The organism is Streptomyces griseus subsp. griseus, from assembly GCF_000720255.1.
Classification (GTDB): domain Bacteria; phylum Actinomycetota; class Actinomycetes; order Streptomycetales; family Streptomycetaceae; genus Streptomyces; species Streptomyces griseus_I.
In genome coordinates this window covers 12,510-30,980 of sequence record NZ_JOJE01000025.1, presented here as the reverse complement: position 1 = coordinate 30,980, position 18,471 = coordinate 12,510, and the positions used below count along the sequence as shown (strand labels likewise).

The 18,471-nt window shown below is 69.8% G+C and carries 18 protein-coding genes; 10 read left to right on the top strand and 8 right to left on the bottom strand.

The genetic code is table 11. The features are described 5' to 3' along the window. Nucleotides 1–162: 162 nt before the first annotated feature. The 7 genes from IG99_RS28560 to pstB all read left to right on the top strand — a co-directional run bounded on the left by IG99_RS28560 (nt 163) and on the right by pstB (nt 8,465). Nucleotides 163–2,505 (top strand): RNA degradosome polyphosphate kinase, encoded by a 2,343-nt coding sequence (locus tag IG99_RS28560; protein ID WP_107056044.1) that lies wholly within the window; start codon nt 163–165, stop codon nt 2,503–2,505. Next, nucleotides 2,486–3,646: a CHAD domain-containing protein gene (locus tag IG99_RS28555; RefSeq protein ID WP_037678713.1), complete on the top strand. Its 1,161-nt coding sequence runs from the start codon at nt 2,486–2,488 to the stop codon at nt 3,644–3,646. Before IG99_RS28560 ends, IG99_RS28555 begins: the two co-directional genes overlap by 20 nt. A 20-nt stretch (nt 3,647–3,666) precedes the next feature. After that, nucleotides 3,667–4,089, top strand: a complete 423-nt coding sequence (locus IG99_RS28550; RefSeq protein WP_037678712.1) for an NUDIX hydrolase — start codon at nt 3,667–3,669, stop codon at nt 4,087–4,089. Between the two features lie 224 nt (nt 4,090–4,313). Continuing rightward, nucleotides 4,314–5,441 carry a phosphate ABC transporter substrate-binding protein PstS gene (gene pstS / locus IG99_RS28545; protein ID WP_037678711.1) on the top strand — a complete coding sequence of 376 codons (1,128 nt, stop codon included), beginning with the start codon at nt 4,314–4,316 and terminating at the stop codon, nt 5,439–5,441. Nucleotides 5,442–5,574: 133 nt separating this feature from the next. Further along, on the top strand, nt 5,575–6,582 hold the full coding sequence (pstC, locus tag IG99_RS28540; protein ID WP_037678710.1) for a phosphate ABC transporter permease subunit PstC: 1,008 nt from the start codon (nt 5,575–5,577) through the stop codon (nt 6,580–6,582). Further along, nucleotides 6,579–7,640: a phosphate ABC transporter permease PstA gene (pstA, locus tag IG99_RS28535; protein WP_037678709.1), complete on the top strand. Its 1,062-nt coding sequence runs from the start codon at nt 6,579–6,581 to the stop codon at nt 7,638–7,640. The genes pstC and pstA overlap by 4 nt, the downstream gene beginning before the upstream one ends. Nucleotides 7,641–7,688: 48 nt before the next feature. Beyond that, entirely contained in the window at nt 7,689–8,465 is a 777-nt protein-coding gene (gene pstB / locus IG99_RS28530; RefSeq protein WP_037678707.1) for a phosphate ABC transporter ATP-binding protein PstB, read from the top strand. Between the two features lie 115 nt (nt 8,466–8,580). Here the strand turns inward: pstB and IG99_RS28525 are convergent, their stop codons facing one another. After that, a complete protein-coding gene (locus tag IG99_RS28525) occupies nt 8,581–9,579 on the bottom strand; it encodes an inorganic phosphate transporter (protein ID WP_037678704.1) in 999 nt (332 codons plus the stop codon). A 7-nt stretch (nt 9,580–9,586) separates the two neighbouring features. Next, complete coding sequence (locus IG99_RS28520) at nt 9,587–10,207, bottom strand: DUF47 domain-containing protein (RefSeq protein WP_037678700.1); 621 nt, start codon at nt 10,205–10,207, stop codon at nt 9,587–9,589. Between the two features lie 214 nt (nt 10,208–10,421). Here IG99_RS28520 and IG99_RS28515 point away from each other — a divergent pair, with 214 nt between their 5' ends. After that, entirely contained in the window at nt 10,422–10,784 is a 363-nt protein-coding gene (locus IG99_RS28515; RefSeq protein WP_037678697.1) for a metal-sensitive transcriptional regulator, read from the top strand. Nucleotides 10,785–10,820: 36 nt separating this feature from the next. On the opposite strand, the gene IG99_RS49685 is transcribed toward IG99_RS28515, so the two are convergent. Beyond that, nucleotides 10,821–10,994, bottom strand: coding sequence for a hypothetical protein (locus tag IG99_RS49685; RefSeq protein WP_199815614.1), 174 nt, complete (start codon nt 10,992–10,994; stop codon nt 10,821–10,823). Between the two features lie 110 nt (nt 10,995–11,104). Next, nucleotides 11,105–11,956, bottom strand: coding sequence for an SCO4651 family lipoprotein (locus IG99_RS28510; protein ID WP_037678694.1), 852 nt, complete (start codon nt 11,954–11,956; stop codon nt 11,105–11,107). Between the two features lie 141 nt (nt 11,957–12,097). Between IG99_RS28510 and IG99_RS49030 the strand changes: the two genes are divergently transcribed. After that, nucleotides 12,098–12,268, top strand: coding sequence for a hypothetical protein (locus IG99_RS49030; RefSeq protein WP_158973261.1), 171 nt, complete (start codon nt 12,098–12,100; stop codon nt 12,266–12,268). Between the two features lie 67 nt (nt 12,269–12,335). Then, nucleotides 12,336–13,874, top strand: coding sequence for an FAD-binding oxidoreductase (locus IG99_RS28505; RefSeq protein WP_037678691.1), 1,539 nt, complete (start codon nt 12,336–12,338; stop codon nt 13,872–13,874). 24 nt (nt 13,875–13,898) lie between these two features. Here the strand turns inward: IG99_RS28505 and IG99_RS28500 are convergent, their stop codons facing one another. The 4 genes from IG99_RS28500 to IG99_RS28485 form a co-directional block, all read right to left on the bottom strand. Continuing rightward, on the bottom strand, nt 13,899–14,606 hold the full coding sequence (locus IG99_RS28500) for a phosphatase PAP2 family protein (protein WP_037678689.1): 708 nt from the start codon (nt 14,604–14,606) through the stop codon (nt 13,899–13,901). Between the two features lie 236 nt (nt 14,607–14,842). Beyond that, nucleotides 14,843–15,850, bottom strand: coding sequence for a C40 family peptidase (locus IG99_RS28495; RefSeq protein ID WP_037678686.1), 1,008 nt, complete (start codon nt 15,848–15,850; stop codon nt 14,843–14,845). Between the two features lie 36 nt (nt 15,851–15,886). Next, entirely contained in the window at nt 15,887–17,629 is a 1,743-nt protein-coding gene (locus IG99_RS28490; protein ID WP_051865988.1) for a serine/threonine-protein kinase, read from the bottom strand. A gap of 51 nt (nt 17,630–17,680) precedes the next feature. After that, nucleotides 17,681–18,439 carry a trypsin-like serine peptidase gene (locus tag IG99_RS28485; RefSeq protein WP_037678683.1) on the bottom strand — a complete coding sequence of 253 codons (759 nt, stop codon included), beginning with the start codon at nt 18,437–18,439 and terminating at the stop codon, nt 17,681–17,683. Nucleotides 18,440–18,471 lie beyond the last annotated feature (32 nt).

Below are 18,471 nucleotides of genomic sequence, written 5' to 3'. Positions count from 1 at the left end.
CCTGACGCTCCGCCTCGCGGTAGGGGAGGGACGTAAGCCCTCTGAAATCAACCCGCGAGCCACCCCTCCACGCGCGCGTGGACCCCCGTGAGCCGTCCGGCGATATCCCGAACGCCATGTCTCCGTAACCATCGGTTCAGACGGGCTTGCGAAGCTCTGCCAATGAACCCCGTCGTGCCCGAACCCTCGCCGCCCCCCGAGGGGAACGCCGCCGCGCTCCCGCCCGCACGTTCCGACGCGCCTGTCTCGCTGCTGGCGCGGAAGAATGGGTCCATGAGCCAGCCGAACACCCAGGCACAGGTCCAGCACCCGCAGCCCTCCGTGGGCTCCATCGCCGCGCACCGCCCGCACACCGTCGCGGCCGCGGTCTCCGACCTGGAACCCGACATCGATGCAGACCTCGACGCGTACGAGGAGTCGCAGCAGGACGGGGTCCAGCTGCCGCAGGGTCGTTTCCTCGACCGGGAGCGCAGCTGGCTCGCGTTCAACGAGCGCGTCCTGGAACTCGCCGAGGACCCCAACACCCCCCTCCTCGAACGAGCGAACTTCCTCGCGATCTTCGGCAGCAACCTGGACGAGTTCTTCATGGTCCGGGTGGCCGGTCTGAAGCGCCGTATCGCCACGGGCGTCGCCACGCGCTCCGCGTCCGGCCTCCAGCCGCGCGAGGTGCTGGAGATGATCTGGGCCCGCTCGCGGGAGCTGATGGCCCGGCACTCCGCCTGCTACCACGAGGACGTCGCTCCCGCGCTCGCGGAAGAGGGCATCCACCTGGTCCGCTGGAGCGAGCTGGCGGAGAAGGAGCAGGCGCGCCTCTTCACGCTCTTCCGGCACCAGATCTTCCCCGTCCTGACCCCGCTGGCGGTCGACCCCGCGCACCCCTTCCCGTACATCTCGGGTCTCTCGCTCAACCTCGCGGTCGTCGTCCGCAACCCCGTCAGCGGCCACAAGCACTTCGCCCGCGTGAAGGTGCCGCCGCTGCTGTCCCGCTTCCTGGAGAGCTCCCCGGGCCGTTACGTCCCCGTCGAGGACGTCATCGCAGCCCACCTGGAGGAGCTGTTCCCGGGCATGGAGGTGCTGGAGCACCACGCCTTCCGGCTCACCCGCAACGAGGACCTGGAGGTCGAGGAGGACGACGCGGAGAACCTGCTCCAGGCACTGGAGAAGGAGCTCATGCGGCGCCGCTTCGGGCCACCGGTGCGCCTGGAGGTGGAGGAGTCGATCGACCGCGAGGTCCTCGACCTGCTGGTGCGGGAGCTGAAGATCAGCGAGGCCGAGGTGTACCCGCTGCCGGGCCCCCTGGACCTCACGGGCCTCTTCCGTATCGCCTCGCTCGACCGGCCGGAGCTGAAGTACCCGAAGTTCGTCGCGGGTACCCACCGCGACCTGGCCGAGGTGGAGTCGGCGTCCGCGCCCGACATCTTCGCCGCGCTGCGCAACCGGGACGTGCTGCTGCACCACCCGTACGACAGCTTCTCCACCTCCGTGCAGGCGTTCCTGGAGCAGGCGGCCGGCGACCCGGACGTCCTCGCGATCAAGCAGACCCTGTACCGGACCTCCGGCGACTCCCCCATAGTCGACGCCCTCATCGACGCGGCCGAGTCCGGCAAGCAGGTCCTCGTCCTGGTCGAGATCAAGGCCCGCTTCGACGAGCACGCCAACATCAAGTGGGCGCGCAAGCTGGAGGAGGCCGGCTGCCACGTCGTCTACGGCCTGGTGGGCCTGAAGACGCACTGCAAGCTGTCGCTGGTGGTCCGCCAGGAGGGCGAGACGCTACGGCGTTACAGCCACGTCGGCACCGGCAACTACCACCCGAAGACGGCCCGCCTCTACGAGGACCTGGGCCTGCTGACGGCGGACCCGCAGGTCGGCGCGGACCTCTCGGACCTGTTCAACCGTCTCTCCGGCTACTCCCGCCGGGAGACCTACCGCCGGCTGCTGGTCGCCCCCAAGTCCCTTCGTGACGGCCTGATCGCCCGGATCGACAAGGAGATCCAGCACCACCGTGCCGGACGTCCGGCGTTCGTCCGCATCAAGGTCAACTCGATGGTCGACGAGGCGCTCATCGACGCCCTGTACCGCGCGACCCAGGCGGGCGTGCCGGTGGACGTGTGGGTGCGCGGCATCTGCGCACTGCGGCCCGGCGTCCCCGGCCTGTCCGAGAACATGCGGGTACGGTCCATCCTCGGCCGCTTCCTCGAACACTCCCGCGTCTTCGCCTTCGGCAACGGCGGCGAACCCGAGGTGTGGATCGGAAGCGCCGACATGATGCACCGCAATCTCGACCGCCGTATAGAGGCCCTGGTCCGGGTCACCGACCCGGCGCACCGGGCGGCCCTCAACCGGCTGCTGGAGACCGGCATGTCCGACGGCACCGCGTCCTGGCACCTGGGTCCGGACGGCGAGTGGACCCGGCACGCGACCGACGCGGACGGCCAGCCCCTGCGCAACGTCCAGGAGATGCTCATAGACGCCCGGAGGCGCCGGCGTGGCACAGCAACACCTTGACCCGACGGACCCCACCACCGGGCCGGTGACCGGGGACGCCCTCGCGGGCTACCTCCGGGCGCGGGCCACGGAGTTCCTCCGCGCGCTGCGGCTGCACCGGGAGGCCGGTGGTGCCGCGGGCGCCGCGGAGGGGACCGTCGACGCGGCGCTCGCCCTGCGCCGCTCGGCGCGGCGCATCAGCGCCACCCTGCACACCTTCCGCCCGCTCCTCGACGCCGAGTGGTCGGAGGAGATGCGCCCCGAACTGGCCTGGCTGTCGGGCACCCTGGCCCTCGAGCACGCCTGCGAGGCCCGCCTGGAGCGCCTGCTGCTGGCGCTGCACCGGCTGTCGGGGGCGGGCGTACTGCCTGGTCAGCCTGACGGGGGCGCGGCGGGTCGGGCCTCGAGTCCGGCGGGCGTCGAGGTGAGCCGGTCGAAGAACGGCGTAGCGGTGGGCAGTCGTACCGCCGGGGCGGAACGACTGGGCACGGCGGCCCCCGCCCACGCCGGTCCCCCCACCCCACCGGCCACCCCGGAGCGCGGCAACCTCACGGTGGGCGCCGCCAAGGCGGGCGCCCTGATGGAGCGCCAGCTCACCCTGGCCCGGACACGGGCCCACTCCACGGCGCTTCAGGCGCTGGGCTCCAGCCGGTTCCACGCGGTCGCCGACAAGGTCGCCTTACTGGCCAGCGAGGTCCCCCTGACCGTCGCGGCCACCGTCGCCGACCTGCGCCCGCTCGCCAGGGCCGCGGAGGAGCGTCTGACCGACGCGGTCTCCGCCCTGCCCCTGCTGACCGCCGGCCACCCCTACAACGCGGAGGCCCTGGTCCACGGCCTGTCCCCGGACCCGGCCCCGCATCCGCAGGACGCGCCCTGGCACCAGGTCCGCCTGCTGCTGCGGCTGCACCGCTACGCCCTGGAGGTCCTGCGCGGCGACGCGACCATGGACGTACGTCTGCTCGCCTCGGGCCAGGCCCTCAACCGGCACCGGGACGCCTCGGAGGCGGCGGCGGCCGCGGCACAGGCCGCCCGGACCCCTCGCATCGCCCCGGCGACGGCCTACGCGCTGGGCGTGCTCCACGCGGACCAGCGGCACGAGGTGGAGGCGGCGCGGTTCGCGTTCCAGCGCTCCTGGCAGAAGGACACGGTCCGTACGACGTAGAAGGAAGCAGGCGGTGCCCTGTGACCGAATCGAATGACACCACCGTGCGCGCGGCCGGCTGCGTCCTGTGGCGCCGCTCCTCGGTCGACGGCGAGCTGGAGGTCTGTCTCGTCCACCGGCCGAAATACGACGACTGGTCGCACCCCAAGGGCAAGCTCAAGCGGGGTGAGGACCCGCTCGTGGGGGCGCTGCGGGAGGTGGAGGAGGAGACTGGTTACCGGGCTGTGCCCGGTGCGGGGCTTCCCACCGTCCGCTACCTCGCGAACGGCCGCCCGAAGCAGGTGCGTTACTGGGCGGCCGAGGCCCTGGAGGGTGTGTTCTCGCCGACCGGCGAGGTGGATCGCATCCTGTGGCTGCCGCCCTCGACGGCCCGGGCCCGCCTCACCCAGCCGAGGGACCGCACCCTCGTAGACGCTCTTCTGAACCAACTGCATCTGGCATAGTCCGGGATCGCCCCGTGTCCTCGACGTAAGCGTTCCGTGACCTAACCACACCGTCTCCAGGGGTTCACCCGGCGTTCATTCACGGCCATCGGCGCCTTCATCTGTTCTGCCTAATTTCGGCCTTACGCGGTGCGGATCGCGCCCATTCGGGACGCCTCCGCACAACACAGACTTTCGCACGCCGCCGAATTCAGGACGGCGGCTCCTGGAAGGATTTTCCTCAAGTGAAGCTTCAGCGCATGAACCGGCGGGCCCTCTCCCTCGGTGCTCTCGCCGTCTCCGGCGCCCTGGCCCTCACGGCGTGCGGCTCCGACGACACCGGCGGCAAGAGCGGCGGCAGCGCCGCGGCCTCCGCTCCGGCCGGAAACGTCAAGTGCGACGACGCCAAGGGCCAGCTGCTGGCCGACGGCTCGTCCGCGCAGAAGAACGCGATCGACGCCTGGGTGAAGGCCTTCACGCAGGCCTGCAACGGCGTCCAGATCAACTACAAGGGCGGCGGCTCCGGTGCCGGCGTCACCGCGTTCACCCAGGGCCAGGTCGCCTTCGCCGGTTCGGACTCCGCGCTGAAGCCCGAAGAGGTCGCCGCGTCCAAGAGCGTCTGCAAGGGCGGCCAGGGCATCGACCTGCCGATGGTCGGCGGTCCGATCGCCATCGCCTACAAGCTGGACGGCGTGGACAACCTGGTCCTGGACGCCCCGACGATCGCCAAGATCTTCAGCGGCAAGATCAAGACCTGGAACGACCCGGCGATCCAGAAGCTCAACCCCAAGGCCAAGCTGCCCAGCCTGAAGATCCAGGCGTTCCACCGCTCGGACGAGTCCGGCACCACGGACAACTTCACCAAGTACCTGATCGCCACCACCCCGGACAACTGGAAGTACGAGGGCGGCAAGGCCTGGACCGCCCCCGGCGGCCAGTCCGCGTCCGGCTCCTCCGGTGTCGCCCAGGGCGTGAAGCAGACCAACGGCGCCATCGGCTACATGGAGCTGTCGTACGCCAAGGACGGTCTGTCCACGGTCGCCATCGACACGGGCGCCTCCGCCCCGGTCACGGCCTCCTCCGACGGTGCCACCAAGGCCATCGCGGACGCCAAGGTCGTCGGCACCGGCAGCGACCTGTCGCTGAAGCTGAACTACGCGACCAAGGCCGACGGCGCCTACCCGATCACCCTGGTCACCTACGAGATCGTCTGCGACAAGGGCAACAAGGCCGACACGCTGCCCGCCACCAAGGCGTTCCTGCGCTACATCGCCAGCGAGGACGGCCAGGGCGTCCTCTCCGGCATCAACTACGCCCCCATCCCCGCCGACATCATCGCCAAGGTCCGCACCACCATCGAGGGCCTGAGCTGATCTGAAGGTGCGGTCCGGCCCCGGTCTCCCGGTTCCGGACCGCACCGTCCGGTGCACCGCCGCCAGGGGCCGCACACCTTTCCGGCCCCGCCCGAGCCGCTCGGCAGAGCGACTCCGCAGACCGGAGAACCCGATGGACATATCGACACAGAAACCACAGTCCCCGCCCCCTCTCCCGCAGCCGTCCGTGACCGAGCAGAAGCGCGCGGCCCGCGGTGCCACCCGACCCGGTGACCGGATCTTCCTCGGTCTCACCCGCGGGTCGGGCATCCTGCTGCTGGTGATCATGGCCGCGATCGCGGTCTTCCTCACCTACCGGGCCTCCCTCGCCATCAGCAAGGACGAGGGCAACTTCCTGACGACCTTCGAGTGGAACACCGGCGCCGTCCCACCGGTCTTCGGCATCGCCGTCCTCGCCTTCGGCACGGTCGTCTCCTCGATCATCGCCATGGTCATCGCGGTCCCGATCGCGGTCGCCATCGCGCTCTTCCTCACGCACTACGCCCCCCGCAGGCTGCGCGGTCCCATCTCCTACGTGATCGACCTGCTCGCCGCCGTGCCGTCCATCGTGTACGGCCTCTGGGGCGCGCTGATCCTCGTACCGCACCTGAACGGCCTCTTCGGCTGGCTGAACGACTACCTCGGCTGGACCGGGGTCTTCTCCTGGCAGGACGGCCCCCCGCGATCGATGCTCACCGTGGGCGTCCTGCTGGCGATCATGATCCTGCCGATCATCACCAACGTCAGCCGCGAGGTCTTCCGCCAGGTCCCGCAGATGCACGAGGAGGCGGCCCTCGCCCTCGGCGCCACCCGCTGGGAAGTGATCCGGATGGCGGTCCTGCCCTTCGGCCGCTCCGGTGTGATCTCCGCGTCGATGCTGGGCCTCGGCCGCGCGCTCGGCGAGACGATGGCCGTCGCCACCGTGCTCTCCCCGAGCTTCACCATCCAGACCAGCCTGCTCGACCCGGGCGGCGGCACCTTCGCCCAGAACATCGCCAGCAAGTTCAGTGAGGCCACGGAGTTCGGCCGGGACGCGCTGATCGCGTCCGGTCTGGTCCTGTTCGTCATCACCCTGCTGGTCAACGGCGCGGCCCGCGCGATCATCGCCCGCCGCAAGGAGTACTCGGGGGCCAACGCATGAGCACCGCACTCGTCGCCGACAAGCGCCCCAGCACCCTGCGCGGCGCCCGCCTGCCGAAGTGGTCCCCCTGGGCCATCGCCACCGGTTCGATCGCCCTCGGGATCGGCATCGGTCTCGCGGCCGGCCTGGACAGCGAGGTCCAGTGGGGCCTGCTCGCCGGCCTGCTGTTCCTCCTGGGCACGTACGGCATCGCCGCGCGCGTCGAGGGCCGCCGCCAGGCCAAGGACCGCATCGCGACCGCCCTCGTGTGGGTCGCCTTCATCCTCGCCGTCGTCCCGCTGGCCTCCCTGGTCTGGGCGACCGTGCAGCGCGGTGTGAAGGTCCTGGACGTCTACTTCCTGACCCACTCCATGGGTGTCGTCGCCGACTCCGAGCCCGGCGGTGGCATCTACCACGCCATCCTCGGCAGCCTGGAGCAGGTCGGTCTCGCCACCCTGATCGGCGCGCCGATCGGCGTGCTCACCGCGATCTACCTGGTCGAATACGGCCGCGGCAGCCTCGCCAAGGCCGTCACCTTCTTCGTGGACGTGATGACGGGCATCCCGTCGATCGTCGCCGGTCTGTTCATCCTCAGCCTGATGCTGATGCTCGACCTTCAGCCCTTCGGCTTCGCCGGCTCCCTCGCCCTGGCCATCCTGATGATGCCGGTCGTGGTCCGCTCCACGGAGGAGATGCTCAAGCTCGTCCCGAACGAGCTGCGCGAGGCATCCCTCGCCCTGGGCGTGCCGAAGTGGCGCACGATCCTGAAGGTGGTCCTGCCGACCTCCATCGGCGGCATCGTCACCGGCATCATGCTGTCGATCGCCCGTATCGCCGGCGAGACCGCTCCGGTCCTGCTGCTGGTCTTCGGCAACCCGTTCATCAACGCCAACCCCTTCGAGGGTGCGCAGGCGTCGCTGCCGTTGTACATCTATCAGCAGTACGCGCAGAGCGCGGGCTCCCAGCCGGCCTACGACCGTGCCTGGGCGGCGTCCCTCACGCTGATCGCCTTCGTGATGATCCTCAACCTGGTGGCCCGCGGCATCGCCCGCTGGAAGGCCCCGAAGACCGGTCGCTAGCGCGCGGCCACTCAGCGACCGATCTGAAATCTGGAAGTGACGCAAAACATGGCCAAGCGAATCGACGTGAGCGGTCTGACCGCCTACTACGGCTCCCACAAGGCGATCGAGGACATCTCGATGACCGTCGAGCCCCGCTCGGTGACGGCCTTCATCGGCCCCTCCGGCTGCGGCAAGTCGACGTTCCTGCGCACGCTCAACCGTATGCACGAAGTCACCTCGGGCGGCCGTGTCGAGGGCAAGGTGCTCCTCGACGACGAGGACCTCTACGGCGCGGGCATCGACCCGGTCTCCGTGCGCCGTGAGGTGGGCATGGTGTTCCAGCGCCCGAACCCGTTCCCCACGATGTCCATCTTCGACAACGTGGCGGCGGGCCTGCGGCTCAACGGCAGCTACAAGAAGAGCGAGCTCGGCGACATCGTCGAGCGCTCGCTCAAGGGCGCCAACCTCTGGAACGAGGTGAAGGACCGCCTGAACAAGCCGGGTTCGGGCCTGTCCGGCGGTCAGCAGCAGCGTCTGTGCATCGCCCGCGCGATCGCGGTCGAGCCGAACGTGCTGCTGATGGACGAGCCCTGCTCGGCCCTGGACCCGATCTCGACCCTCGCCATCGAGGACCTGATCGGCGAGCTGAAGGAACGCTTCACGATCGTCATCGTGACGCACAACATGCAGCAGGCGGCCCGTGTCTCGGACCGCACGGCGTTCTTCAACCTCGCCGCCGTCGGCCAGCCCGGCAAGCTCATCGAGATCGACGAGACGGAGCGGATCTTCTCCAACCCCTCCGTCCAGGCCACGGAGGACTACATCTCCGGCCGCTTCGGCTGAGCGGTCCCCTCCGGTAAGACCCCTCGCGATGCTGCATGGCGGTGCCATCGCGAGGCAGTGGAAGGGCCCGCCCCCCGGCTCCCGGGGGGCGGGCCCGTCTCGTAACCGGAGACTGCTACAGGAACAGCACGTCCACGATCCAGAAGGACACCGCGGCCACGATCGCCGCGGCCGGCATCGTGATGAACCACCCGAGGACGATGTTCTTGGCGACGCCCCAGCGCACCGCGTTGACCCGCTTCGTCGCCCCCACACCCATGATCGCCGAAGTGATCACATGGGTCGTCGAGATCGGCGCCTTGAACAGGAACGCCGTGGTGAACATGATCGACGCGCCGGTCGTCTCCGCCGCGAAGCCCTGCGGCGGGTCCAGCTCGATGATCTTCCGCCCCAGTGTCCGCATGATCCGCCAGCCGCCCGCGTACGTACCGAGCGACAGCATCACGGCGCACACGATCTTGACCCACACCGGGATCGGATCGCCGTAGGTCTCGACGTCGGCGATGACCAGTGCCATCACCACGATGCCCATCGTCTTCTGGGCGTCCTGCAGACCATGTCCGAGCGCCATACCGGCCGCCGACACGGTCTGCGCTATGCGGAAGCCCCGCTTGGCCTTGTGGGGGTTGGCCTTGCGGAAGATCCACAGGATCGCCGTCATCACCAGGTAACCGACGATCAGACCCACGACCGGCGACAGGAACATGGGGATGACGACCTTCTCCAGCACCCCGTCCCAGTACACCGTCGTCCCGCCCGCGAGCGCGGCGCCCACCATGCCGCCGAACAGCGCGTGGGAGGAGGACGACGGCAGCCCGAAGTACCACGTGATGAGGTTCCACGTGATCGCGCCGACCAGCGCCGCGAAGAGGATGCCCATCCCCTTCGAGCCGTGGGGCGTCTCGATCAGCCCCTCACTGACGGTCTTGGCCACACCGGACCCCAGGAAGGCACCTGCGAGGTTCATCACAGCGGCCATGGCGAGCGCCGCGCGTGGGGTCAGCGCCCGCGTCGAGACCGAGGTGGCGATGGCGTTCGCCGAGTCGTGGAATCCGTTGGTGTACGTGAAGAAGAGCGCGACGCCGACGGTCGCGACCAGTGCGAAGGTGTCCATGAAGGGCTCAGGACTCCTTGACGGCGATGGTCTCCACCGTGTTCGCCACGTGCTCGAACGCGTCCGCCGCCTCCTCCAGCACGTCCACGATCTGCTTGAGCTTCAGCACCTCGATCGCGTCGTACTTGCCGTTGAAGAGGTGGGCGAGCAGCTTGCGGTGTATCTGGTCGGCCTGGTTCTCGAGACGGTTGACCTCGATCCAGTACTCGGTCAGGTTCTCCATGGTCCGCAGGTTCGGCATCGCCTCGGCCGTCAGCTCCGCGGCCCGCGCCAGCACCTCGATCTGCTGCTCGACGCCCTTGGGCAATTCCTCGACGTTGTAGAGGACGACCAGGTCGACGGCCTCCTCCATGAAGTCCATGATGTCGTCGAGGCACGACGCGAGGTTGTAGATGTCCTCGCGGTCGAAGGGCGTGATGAAGGAGGAGTTCAGCTGGTGGAAGATCGCGTGGGTGGCGTCGTCACCGGCGTGTTCGGCGGCCCGCATACGCTCTGCGATCTCGGCCCGGCCGGCGGTGTCCGCCCCGAGCAGTTCCATCAGGAGCTTCGAGCCCGTGACGATGTTGTCCGCGGATGCGGCGAACATGTCGTAGAAGCTCGTCTCCCTGGGGGTCAGACGAAAGCGCACGTGGGGTCCTCGGGGTGCATCGGTTTCGGTACGGCTGATGCTAGGTGCATCATCCGGCCACGGGAAACGGGCCGTCCATCAGTGTCGCCCATCGGGCAGAGTGACTCTGGCCAAGGGTCCCCTACCCGGCAAACTTCGCTAACATATACCCACCAGGGGTATATGTCCGCAATCTGTTCACCACTTGCCTGCCTTCCGTTCACAGGAGGACGCCATGACGACCACCGAGGCCGGCGCCGACGCGCCCTCCACCCCTCCTTCCGCCTCCCCCGACACCACCGATCACGATCGCGGAGTGCACGGGTACCACAAGCAGAAGGACGAACACCTCAAACGTCTGCGCCGCATCGAGGGCCAGATCCGCGGCCTTCAGCGCATGGTCGACGAGGACGTGTACTGCATCGACATACTCACCCAGGTCTCCGCGTCCACCAAGGCCCTGCAGTCCTTCGCCCTGCAACTGCTGGAAGAGCACCTGCGCCACTGCGTCGCCGACGCGGCCGTCAAGGGCGGTGACGAGATCGACGCGAAGGTGGCCGAGGCGACGAAGGCCATCGGCCGCCTGCTGCGCACCTGAACGCGCGTCCGCGTGGCTCGAAGGGGCGCCCCCGGCTCACCCACCGGAGGCGTCTCGCAATTCGGCCACTCTCAGCACCTCGTCGATGCTTTCAAGACTGAGCCGGTCCTGCACCGCGGAGGCCGCGATGATCAAGTCACCGCACAGCTCGATCTCGGCGAGGGCCACGTGGTCCTGAACTGCCGTACCGCCGACCGGAGCCACGCGCATCACCTCTTCTCTGCCGTCACCGACTTCCTAGGGTAGGGAGCGGCCTACACCCCGCGCATGGCACGGACGGGCTAGTTCTCCCCAGCCTGGGGAAAACCCTTACGCCCTCCTCACTCCTCAGCGATCCGCCCGGCGAAAATGTCGCCGGCAGCCGGCAGTCTTACGTCGACGGGGGCCCCGAAGTCGTACAGCAACGTCGTCGAAGCGACCGCCACCGCGCTCTTGCGCTGCCCGTTGACGAAGCTGAACCGGTGCCGGACCTTGCGGATGCGGCCCTCGTCGTCGAGGTAGACGTCGAACGGAACCCGCGCCGTGGCGAACCCTTCCGCCGCCGCCGCCAGCGATTTCCGGCCACTGTCCGAGGCGTCCTTCGCCGCCACCGCGAGGTCGGCGACGCCCCGGTAGTGCCGCACCTCGGCCCCCGCCACCTCCGTCTCGCCCACGTACGTCGCCGTGCGCGTGCCGCGCAGCAGTTCCGCGGCGGCGAACGGATCGGTGGCGCCGCCCGTCACCAGGTTCCCGTCGGAGATCGTCGCCGTCTCCACCCGCACCCATTTGTCGGCGGGCACCCCGGCACCCCGGTTCTTCATGAAGAGGGCACCGGGCGCGAGGAGTTCGGTGATGGGCCGGTGCTCGGTCTCCCCGGCCGGGTCCTGCGGCAGCACCACCTTCAGCCGCCCCAGCTGCCGGCGGTAGTCGTAGACGCCCTGGCCACGGATGGTCACCCGGGTCCCGCCGGCGGCCATCTCCATCGACGTACGGGCCTTGGACGTACCGGCGTCCACCAGCCGGTCGGCGGCGTGGCGCAGCGTCCTGACCGGGTCGCCCGCGCCGCGCACGCCCTCCACGGCGGCCCCGCTGCCGGAGCACCCGGCGGCGCCGGCACAGACGCAGGCCACCAGCCCCGCCGCGACGACCGCCCCGCCCACCGTCCGCCTGTGCTCTCCCTGCCGCTGCCCCATCGCCCGCCGACCCCCAGCCGGTACGTTCGTCACGGACCTCCCGTCCTTCCGGTTAACGACGGGTAGGGAGGGCCGTCACGCGTGGCGCAAGGCTTGCGCCGGGCATGCAAGCCCTTTACCCGGGCTGGGTAACTTGTCAGAGTGACGCAGCAGGACAGGTCGGCCCCTCCGCTGACCGACCAGGAGCACCGCACCACCACCGTCGAGCAGGGACCCTTCTGTCTGGCTCGCTGCACCTGCGGCTGGCGCGGCCCGGCCCGCCGGGCGAGAAGCCAGGCGCGGACGGACGCCAAGGCCCACACAGCAGGCTGAGCGTCCCGTGGAACCCTGAGCGCCGCAGGTCCGTCTCGCTCCGTGAAGCCGACGGAAGGCGCAGGACATGGAACGGCGAATCTTCATCGGGGGCGGCACGGCCGCTGTCGCGGGTGTCGCGACGGCCGCGTGCCGGGGCACCGTCGACGGGACGACCCCGTCCGGCCACTCCGCTCTGCGGACCACCGCGGCCACGGCCGCAGCCAACTGGGCGGCCCTCGCCCGCGACCTGGACGGCTCCCTGGTCCGCCCCGGCGACGCCTCCTGGGCGACGGCCCGCCAGCTGTACAACACCCGCTTCGACGGGCTGAAGCCGGCCGCGGTCGCCTACGTCGCGCACGCGGCCGACGTCCGCACGGTGCTGTCGTACGCCCACGCCCACGGCGTCAAGGTCGCCATCCGCAACGGCGGCCACTCCTACGCGGGTTGGTCCTCCGGCGACGGCCGGCTGATCGTCGACGTCTCCCGGCTCAAGACGGTGCGCGCCTCCGGCAACGAGGCGGTGGTCGGCGCCGGCGCCAAGCTGATCGACGTCTACCGCGCGCTCGCCGCGAAGGGCGTGACGATACCGGCGGGATCCTGCCCGACGGTCGGCGTCTCCGGTCTGGTCCTCGGCGGCGGCCACGGCGTGGTGTCCCGGGCGTACGGACTGACCTGCGACAGCCTCACCCAGGCCACGCTGATCACGGCCGACGGCAAGCAGATCACCGCGAACGCCACCGACCACAAGGACCTCTTCTGGGCGCTGCGCGGCGCCGGCAACGGCAACTTCGGCGTCGTGACCGAGCTGCGCTTCAGGACCCACCCCGCCCCGCAGGCCGTGACCGGCCACCTCTCCTGGCCGTGGTCGAAGGCGGCCGCGGTGGTCAAGGCCTGGCAGGAGTGGGGCCCGAGCCAGCCGGACCAGATCTGGTCCTCCCTGCACCTGGAGTGCTCCGCCGGCGGCACGCCCCGGGTCTCGGTCGCCGCGTTCTCCATCGGTACGTACGGCGAGCTGAAGAACGCGGTGGACCGCCTCGCGGACCGCGTCGGCGCCCCCGCGACCAGCGTCTCCCTGCACCGCCGCGGGTACGAGGAGGCGATGGAGATCTACGCCGGCTGCTCCTCCTTCTCCACCGACGCCAAGTGCCACCTCCCGGGCTCGACTCCGGGCCGCTCCCCGCAGGGCGCGCTGGGCCGGGAGACCTACGCGGCCCGCTCCGACTTCTTCGACCGCTCGATATCGGCCGCCGGCATCCAGACGCTGCTCACCCAGATCCGGTCGGTCCGGGGCGGCTCCGGCAGCATCGCCCTCACGGCCCTCGGCGGAGCGGTCAACCGCGTCTCCCCCACCGCCACGGCCTTCGTCCACCGCCGCTCCCGCATGCTGGCCCAGTACATAGCGTCCTGGCGCACGGGCACCACGGGTACGGCGGCCCAGTCCTGGCTGACAGCAGCCCACAAGGCCATGCAGCCGTATGCCTCCGGCGAGGCCTACCAGAACTACACGGACCCGACCCTGACGAACTGGCGCAAGGCGTACTACGGCGAAGCGGCGACGCGCCTGACGCAGGTGAAGCGGCAGTACGACCCGAACCGCTTCTTCACCTACCCACAGGCGCTGTAACCGTCGACTGGGCGGGGCGTCGCCCTATGCGGCGAGGTCCCGCTCCTCGGCCCCCACACGCTCCCCGGGCGCCCCCGAGACGACCGACCCCTGCCCGTCGTACGACGTCCCCCGAGCCCGAACGAGCCACCCCACCCTCGGCGACCGCTCCACAGCCCTGGCCACCGGCGTCAACAACGCCATCGCCAACGGAGACAGCAGAAGCGCCACAGCGGTCCCGAGCGCGAACCCGCCAACCACATCGGTCGGATAGTGCACACCCATATAAACCCGGCAGAACCCCTCAAGCAGGGCGACACCGATCCCGACCACCCCGAACCGCCGATTCGCGACGAACAACCCCACGGCCATCGCCATGGTGATCGTCGCGTGGTCACTCACGAACGAGTAGTCGGTCTTGCCGGAGATCAGCACTTCCAGCCCCTGGTGGTCGAGGAACGGCCGAGGCCGCTCCACGAACCCCCGGATCGGCACGTTCACCAGCACGGCCACAGCGGCGGCCAGCGGCGCCCACACCAGGGCCGCGACCGACGAAGCCGCATCGCCCCTGCCGTTGCGCCGCACACTCCACCAGCACCCCAGCACCAGCAGGACCATCGCGAGCAACAGCCCGTACTCACCGACGAACTCCACGCCCCGGTCGAGCCAGTGCGGCGCGTCCTTGGCGAGCCCGTTGATGTCATAGAGCAGGTCGACGTCGGGGTTCGACCCGGATTCGGCGAGTCCAGCCATGGTGCTGCGGCCCCTTCGTCGTGTTCTGCCCGGCACACGTCCCATGTGTGCCGGTCCTGCAACCACCCCCGTGGTGCGTAGACCGTTTTCCGCGCCCGTTCCCGTACGTACGACCGGCTACGACAACAGGAACGCACGCTCCTCATTGATACGTTCCACTCTCCACCGAATGATCACCCAGACGTTATCGAAGAGAGACCCATCGCCGCAGCTCAGCGGGCGGGTCACCCCTCGGTTCAGACGTGCGTGGGGAGCGCTTTCGCGCCATCTTCGGTTACCCGGGTCGCGCCGAAGTATTTGCGCGTGTCGATCGGATCGAACCGGATCACGGCCCCCGTCCGGGGCGCGTCGATCATGTACCCGCCCCCCACGTAGATCCCCACGTGATCGATGGCCCGGGAGTTGTTCGGATCGGTCGAGAAGAACACCAGATCCCCCGGCAGCAGCTCGTCCCGAGAGGGGTGCGGCCCCGCGTTGTACTGATCGTTCGCCACCCGCGGAAGCGTGATCCCCACACTCTTGTACGCGGCCTGCGTCAGCCCCGAACAGTCGAACCGTCCGCCCTGCTCAGCGGTACCGGTCCCACCCCACAGATACGGCGTCCCGAGCTTCTTCTGCGCGTAGTAGATGGCTCCGGCGGCCTGCTCGGACGGATCGACGCGGGTGGCGGGGGCGGCGAAGCTCTCCTCCAGTGTCGTGATCGTCTTCACGTAGTTCTGGGTCTCCCGGTACGGCGGCACACCCCCGTACTTGATGACCGCGTAGGCACCGGCGTTGTAGGACGCGAGCATGTTGTGGGTCGGGTCGCCGGGCACGTCCTTCACGTACGAGGCGAGGGAGCAGTCGTACTTCGCGGCCGATGGAATCGCGTCATTCGGATCCCATACGTCGCGGTCACCGTCGCCGTCACCGTCGATCCCGTGCGATGCCCAGGTCCCCGGGATGAATTGCGCTATCCCCTCCGCCTTCGCCGGACTCTTGGCGTTCGGGTTGAATCCGCTCTCCTGGTACAGCTGGGCCGCGAGCAGCGCGGGGTTGAGGGCGGGGCAGAGATTGCCCCACTTCTGTACGAGGTCCCGATAGGCGGCCGGCACCGCTCCCTTGGCGAGCCCTACGCTCCTGCCGGCCCCGCTGTTGAGCACGTTTCCGGCGACGACGTACACGCCGACGACGAGCAGCATCACGAAGCTGATCCCCGCCGCGGCTGCGGCGCCCGCCACGATCCACGCCTTACGCACCGTCAACCGCCCCTCACCCGCCGGGATCCCGCCCGCGCCAGTCTATGAGCTTCCCGCGCGGAAACCGGTGCAACCGATGCTCTCGTAATCGGTCGGGCTGCTCTTCACGTGATACAGAACCGCGGTCCAGTCCCCCGGGTCGTTGGCCACGGGGATCGCCGGGTAGACCTTGTCCTTCGGGAAGTGGCTCTGGAAGTCGTCGGGATAGGTGAGTTTTACGTACCCGCCGTCCTTCCAGTGCTTGTAGATGTCCACGGGCTTGCTCGTATAGCCGACGTTCTTGCTCTCCATCATCACGTCGTACGGCTTGCCCGTGTCGGCGTCGATCTCGTGCGGGGGCTTCACGCCCAGCGAGACGTAATACGGCTCGGGTCTCTTGCCGTTGTTCCCGGCGTTCTTGAACCTGAAGCTGATCTCCGCTCGCTTGGCGACCGTGGGGGAGTCAGGGTCGTCAGCGTCTTTCGCGCTGTACTGGAGCTCATCGCGCGGACTGACCGCACCGATCTGCTGACACTTGCCCATGCCGTATGCGGCCTCGTCGGGATTGGGCGACAAGGTCCATCTGTCCCGGGAGACCCTGTCGTTCAGGATGTACTCCGGTGCCCGCTGCGGCGCGGCGCTCGAGGTCGGAGACGCGGACGACTTGCCCGTGTCCCGCGCCTCGGTGCGGTCCCCGTCCCACGGTTTCAGCGCCATCAGGGCCGCCGACCCGGCCACCATGACGACCGCGAGGGCCACCAGCAAGGGCGTACGGCGCGACCGGCGCCGCTCGGGTACGGCCGTCGCCGACGGCGCGAGTGTCGGCACGTACGCGGGGGCGACCGTGGGTACGTACCCGGGCTCGGCGGTCGGCGGGTACGCCGGCGGCGTCGGCGCTCCGTGCCCAGGTGGAATCAGTCCGGCCGCCATCGCACTGCGGGGATCCTGCGGCACGGCCGTAGCGTCGGCGGCGAGCCGCCCGTAGAACGAATCCTCGGCGAGCGCGGAGGACACCGCACAGCGCGCGATGACAGCATCCAGTCCGAGCCGCTGAGCGGGATCCTTGGCCACGCATTCCAGGATCAGCCCGGCGAGCTCCGGCTCGACGCCGTCTATGTCTATGTCCTCATGGACCACCCGGTACGAGACGGCATGCGTCGGCCCCGAGCCGAAAGGCGGTCGCCCCGTCGCGGCATACGCGAGCGTGGCCCCCAGTGCGAACACGTCCGCGGCCGCGCCCACCTGATTGCTGATCATCACCTCGGGGGCGGTGTACCCGGGCGTCCCCGGGGCGAACCCGGTCTGGGTCAGGGCGGTGTCCGCCGCGCCACGGGCGATGCCGAAGTCGATGAGCACGGGCCCCTGCGGGGAGAGGATCACGTTCTGGGGCTTGAAGTCCCGGTGTGTCACTCCGTACCTGTGGACGCTCGCCAAGGCCTCGGCCAGAGCCGCGAACAACCGCCCCGCGCTCTCCGCGGGCAACGGACCCCGCTCCCGCACCGCCTCGCTCAGGGTCGGCCCCGAGACATACTCGGTCGCCAGCCAGTACGGCGCCGCATCCAACGACGCGTCGATGAGGTTCGCCGTGTACGCGCTCCGCACCGCCCGCACCGTCTCCACCTCGCGCCGGAACCGCGCCAGCGCCTCCGGATGGTCGGTGATCTCGTCCCGGATCACCTTGATCGCCACCAGTCGCCCACCGGGCGAGCGTCCGAGGTAGACCTGTCCCATGCCGCCTGCGCCGAGCCGGGCGAGGAGCGTGTGCGCGCCTATCCGCGCGGGGTCCTGAGCCTTCAGTGCGTCCACTGAACGACCATGCCACACGGCTCAGTTCGGACGGCGCGGGGCACCCGCCCCTCACGGGTCCGCGGCCGCGTCCCGGTACAGCTCCCGGGCCTCGGCGCCCAGCACCACGCTGTACGAGACGTCCGGAGTCACCCCGCCCTCCTCGTGCCCGCCCAGGACGCCCACCACCTGCCCGTCCCCGTTGACCCACGGGCTGCCGCTGGTCCCGCCGGTGAAGTCGGGGCAGTCGACGCGCTGCTGGGTGCGGCTGTGCAGGATCGGCCTGTTGGTGCAGCGGACAGGCACCTCGCGGGCGTCGGGATAGCCGGTGAGGGTGACGGCGGTGGCCCCGGTGGCGACCCCCGTGGCGAAGGTGAAGCCACCGACGACGTCCTCGACGCCCTTGCCTCCCTCCTCGGCGAGTACCGCGAACGCCACGTCGCTGTCCTCGTCCTCCTCCTTGGCCCACCCCTCGGGCAGGAACCGCCGCTTCACCCGCCACACCCCGTACGGCGCCTGCCCGTCCCGGTAGCCGGGCACGAAGACGAGGTCGCCGTGCCCGGCCCCGTCCAGGCAGTGCGCGGCCGTGACGACGAGGTTGTGGTGCGGGCTGTGGACGACGGAGGCGGTGCAGAAGTGCCCCCCGGCGAGCCGGTCGGCCCGGTCCGCGTCGAAGAGCGCCCCGACCTGGTCGGCCTGAGCCGTCGCCGCCGCCACGACGGTCACCCCGAGGGGCCCGGGACCGTCTCCCGCGGCCGCCTCTGAGGCGGAGGTGGCCGCCAGCAGCACGAGGGCGCAGAGCAGGGCGTACGGGCGGGCGATGCGCTTCATCGGGGCCACTGTGACCCACGAAGGTGAGAAAC

Excerpts from the sequence above, each read along its gene's own strand:
- IG99_RS49685 (WP_199815614.1), bottom strand. The coding sequence starts at position 10,994 with ATGCGCGTGGCTCCGGTCGGCGGTACGGCAGTTCAGGACCACGTGGCC.
- pstB (WP_037678707.1), top strand. The coding sequence starts at position 7,689 with ATGGCCAAGCGAATCGACGTGAGCGGTCTGACCGCCTACTACGGCTCC.
- IG99_RS28525 (WP_037678704.1), bottom strand. The coding sequence starts at position 9,579 with ATGGACACCTTCGCACTGGTCGCGACCGTCGGCGTCGCGCTCTTCTTC.
- IG99_RS28515 (WP_037678697.1), top strand. The coding sequence starts at position 10,422 with ATGACGACCACCGAGGCCGGCGCCGACGCGCCCTCCACCCCTCCTTCC.
- IG99_RS28505 (WP_037678691.1), top strand. The coding sequence starts at position 12,336 with ATGGAACGGCGAATCTTCATCGGGGGCGGCACGGCCGCTGTCGCGGGT.
- IG99_RS28510 (WP_037678694.1), bottom strand. The coding sequence starts at position 11,956 with ATGGGGCAGCGGCAGGGAGAGCACAGGCGGACGGTGGGCGGGGCGGTC.
- IG99_RS28485 (WP_037678683.1), bottom strand. The coding sequence starts at position 18,439 with ATGAAGCGCATCGCCCGCCCGTACGCCCTGCTCTGCGCCCTCGTGCTG.
- pstA (WP_037678709.1), top strand. The coding sequence starts at position 6,579 with ATGAGCACCGCACTCGTCGCCGACAAGCGCCCCAGCACCCTGCGCGGC.
- IG99_RS28560 (WP_107056044.1), top strand. The coding sequence starts at position 163 with ATGAACCCCGTCGTGCCCGAACCCTCGCCGCCCCCCGAGGGGAACGCC.
- IG99_RS28500 (WP_037678689.1), bottom strand. The coding sequence starts at position 14,606 with ATGGCTGGACTCGCCGAATCCGGGTCGAACCCCGACGTCGACCTGCTC.
- pstC (WP_037678710.1), top strand. The coding sequence starts at position 5,575 with ATGGACATATCGACACAGAAACCACAGTCCCCGCCCCCTCTCCCGCAG.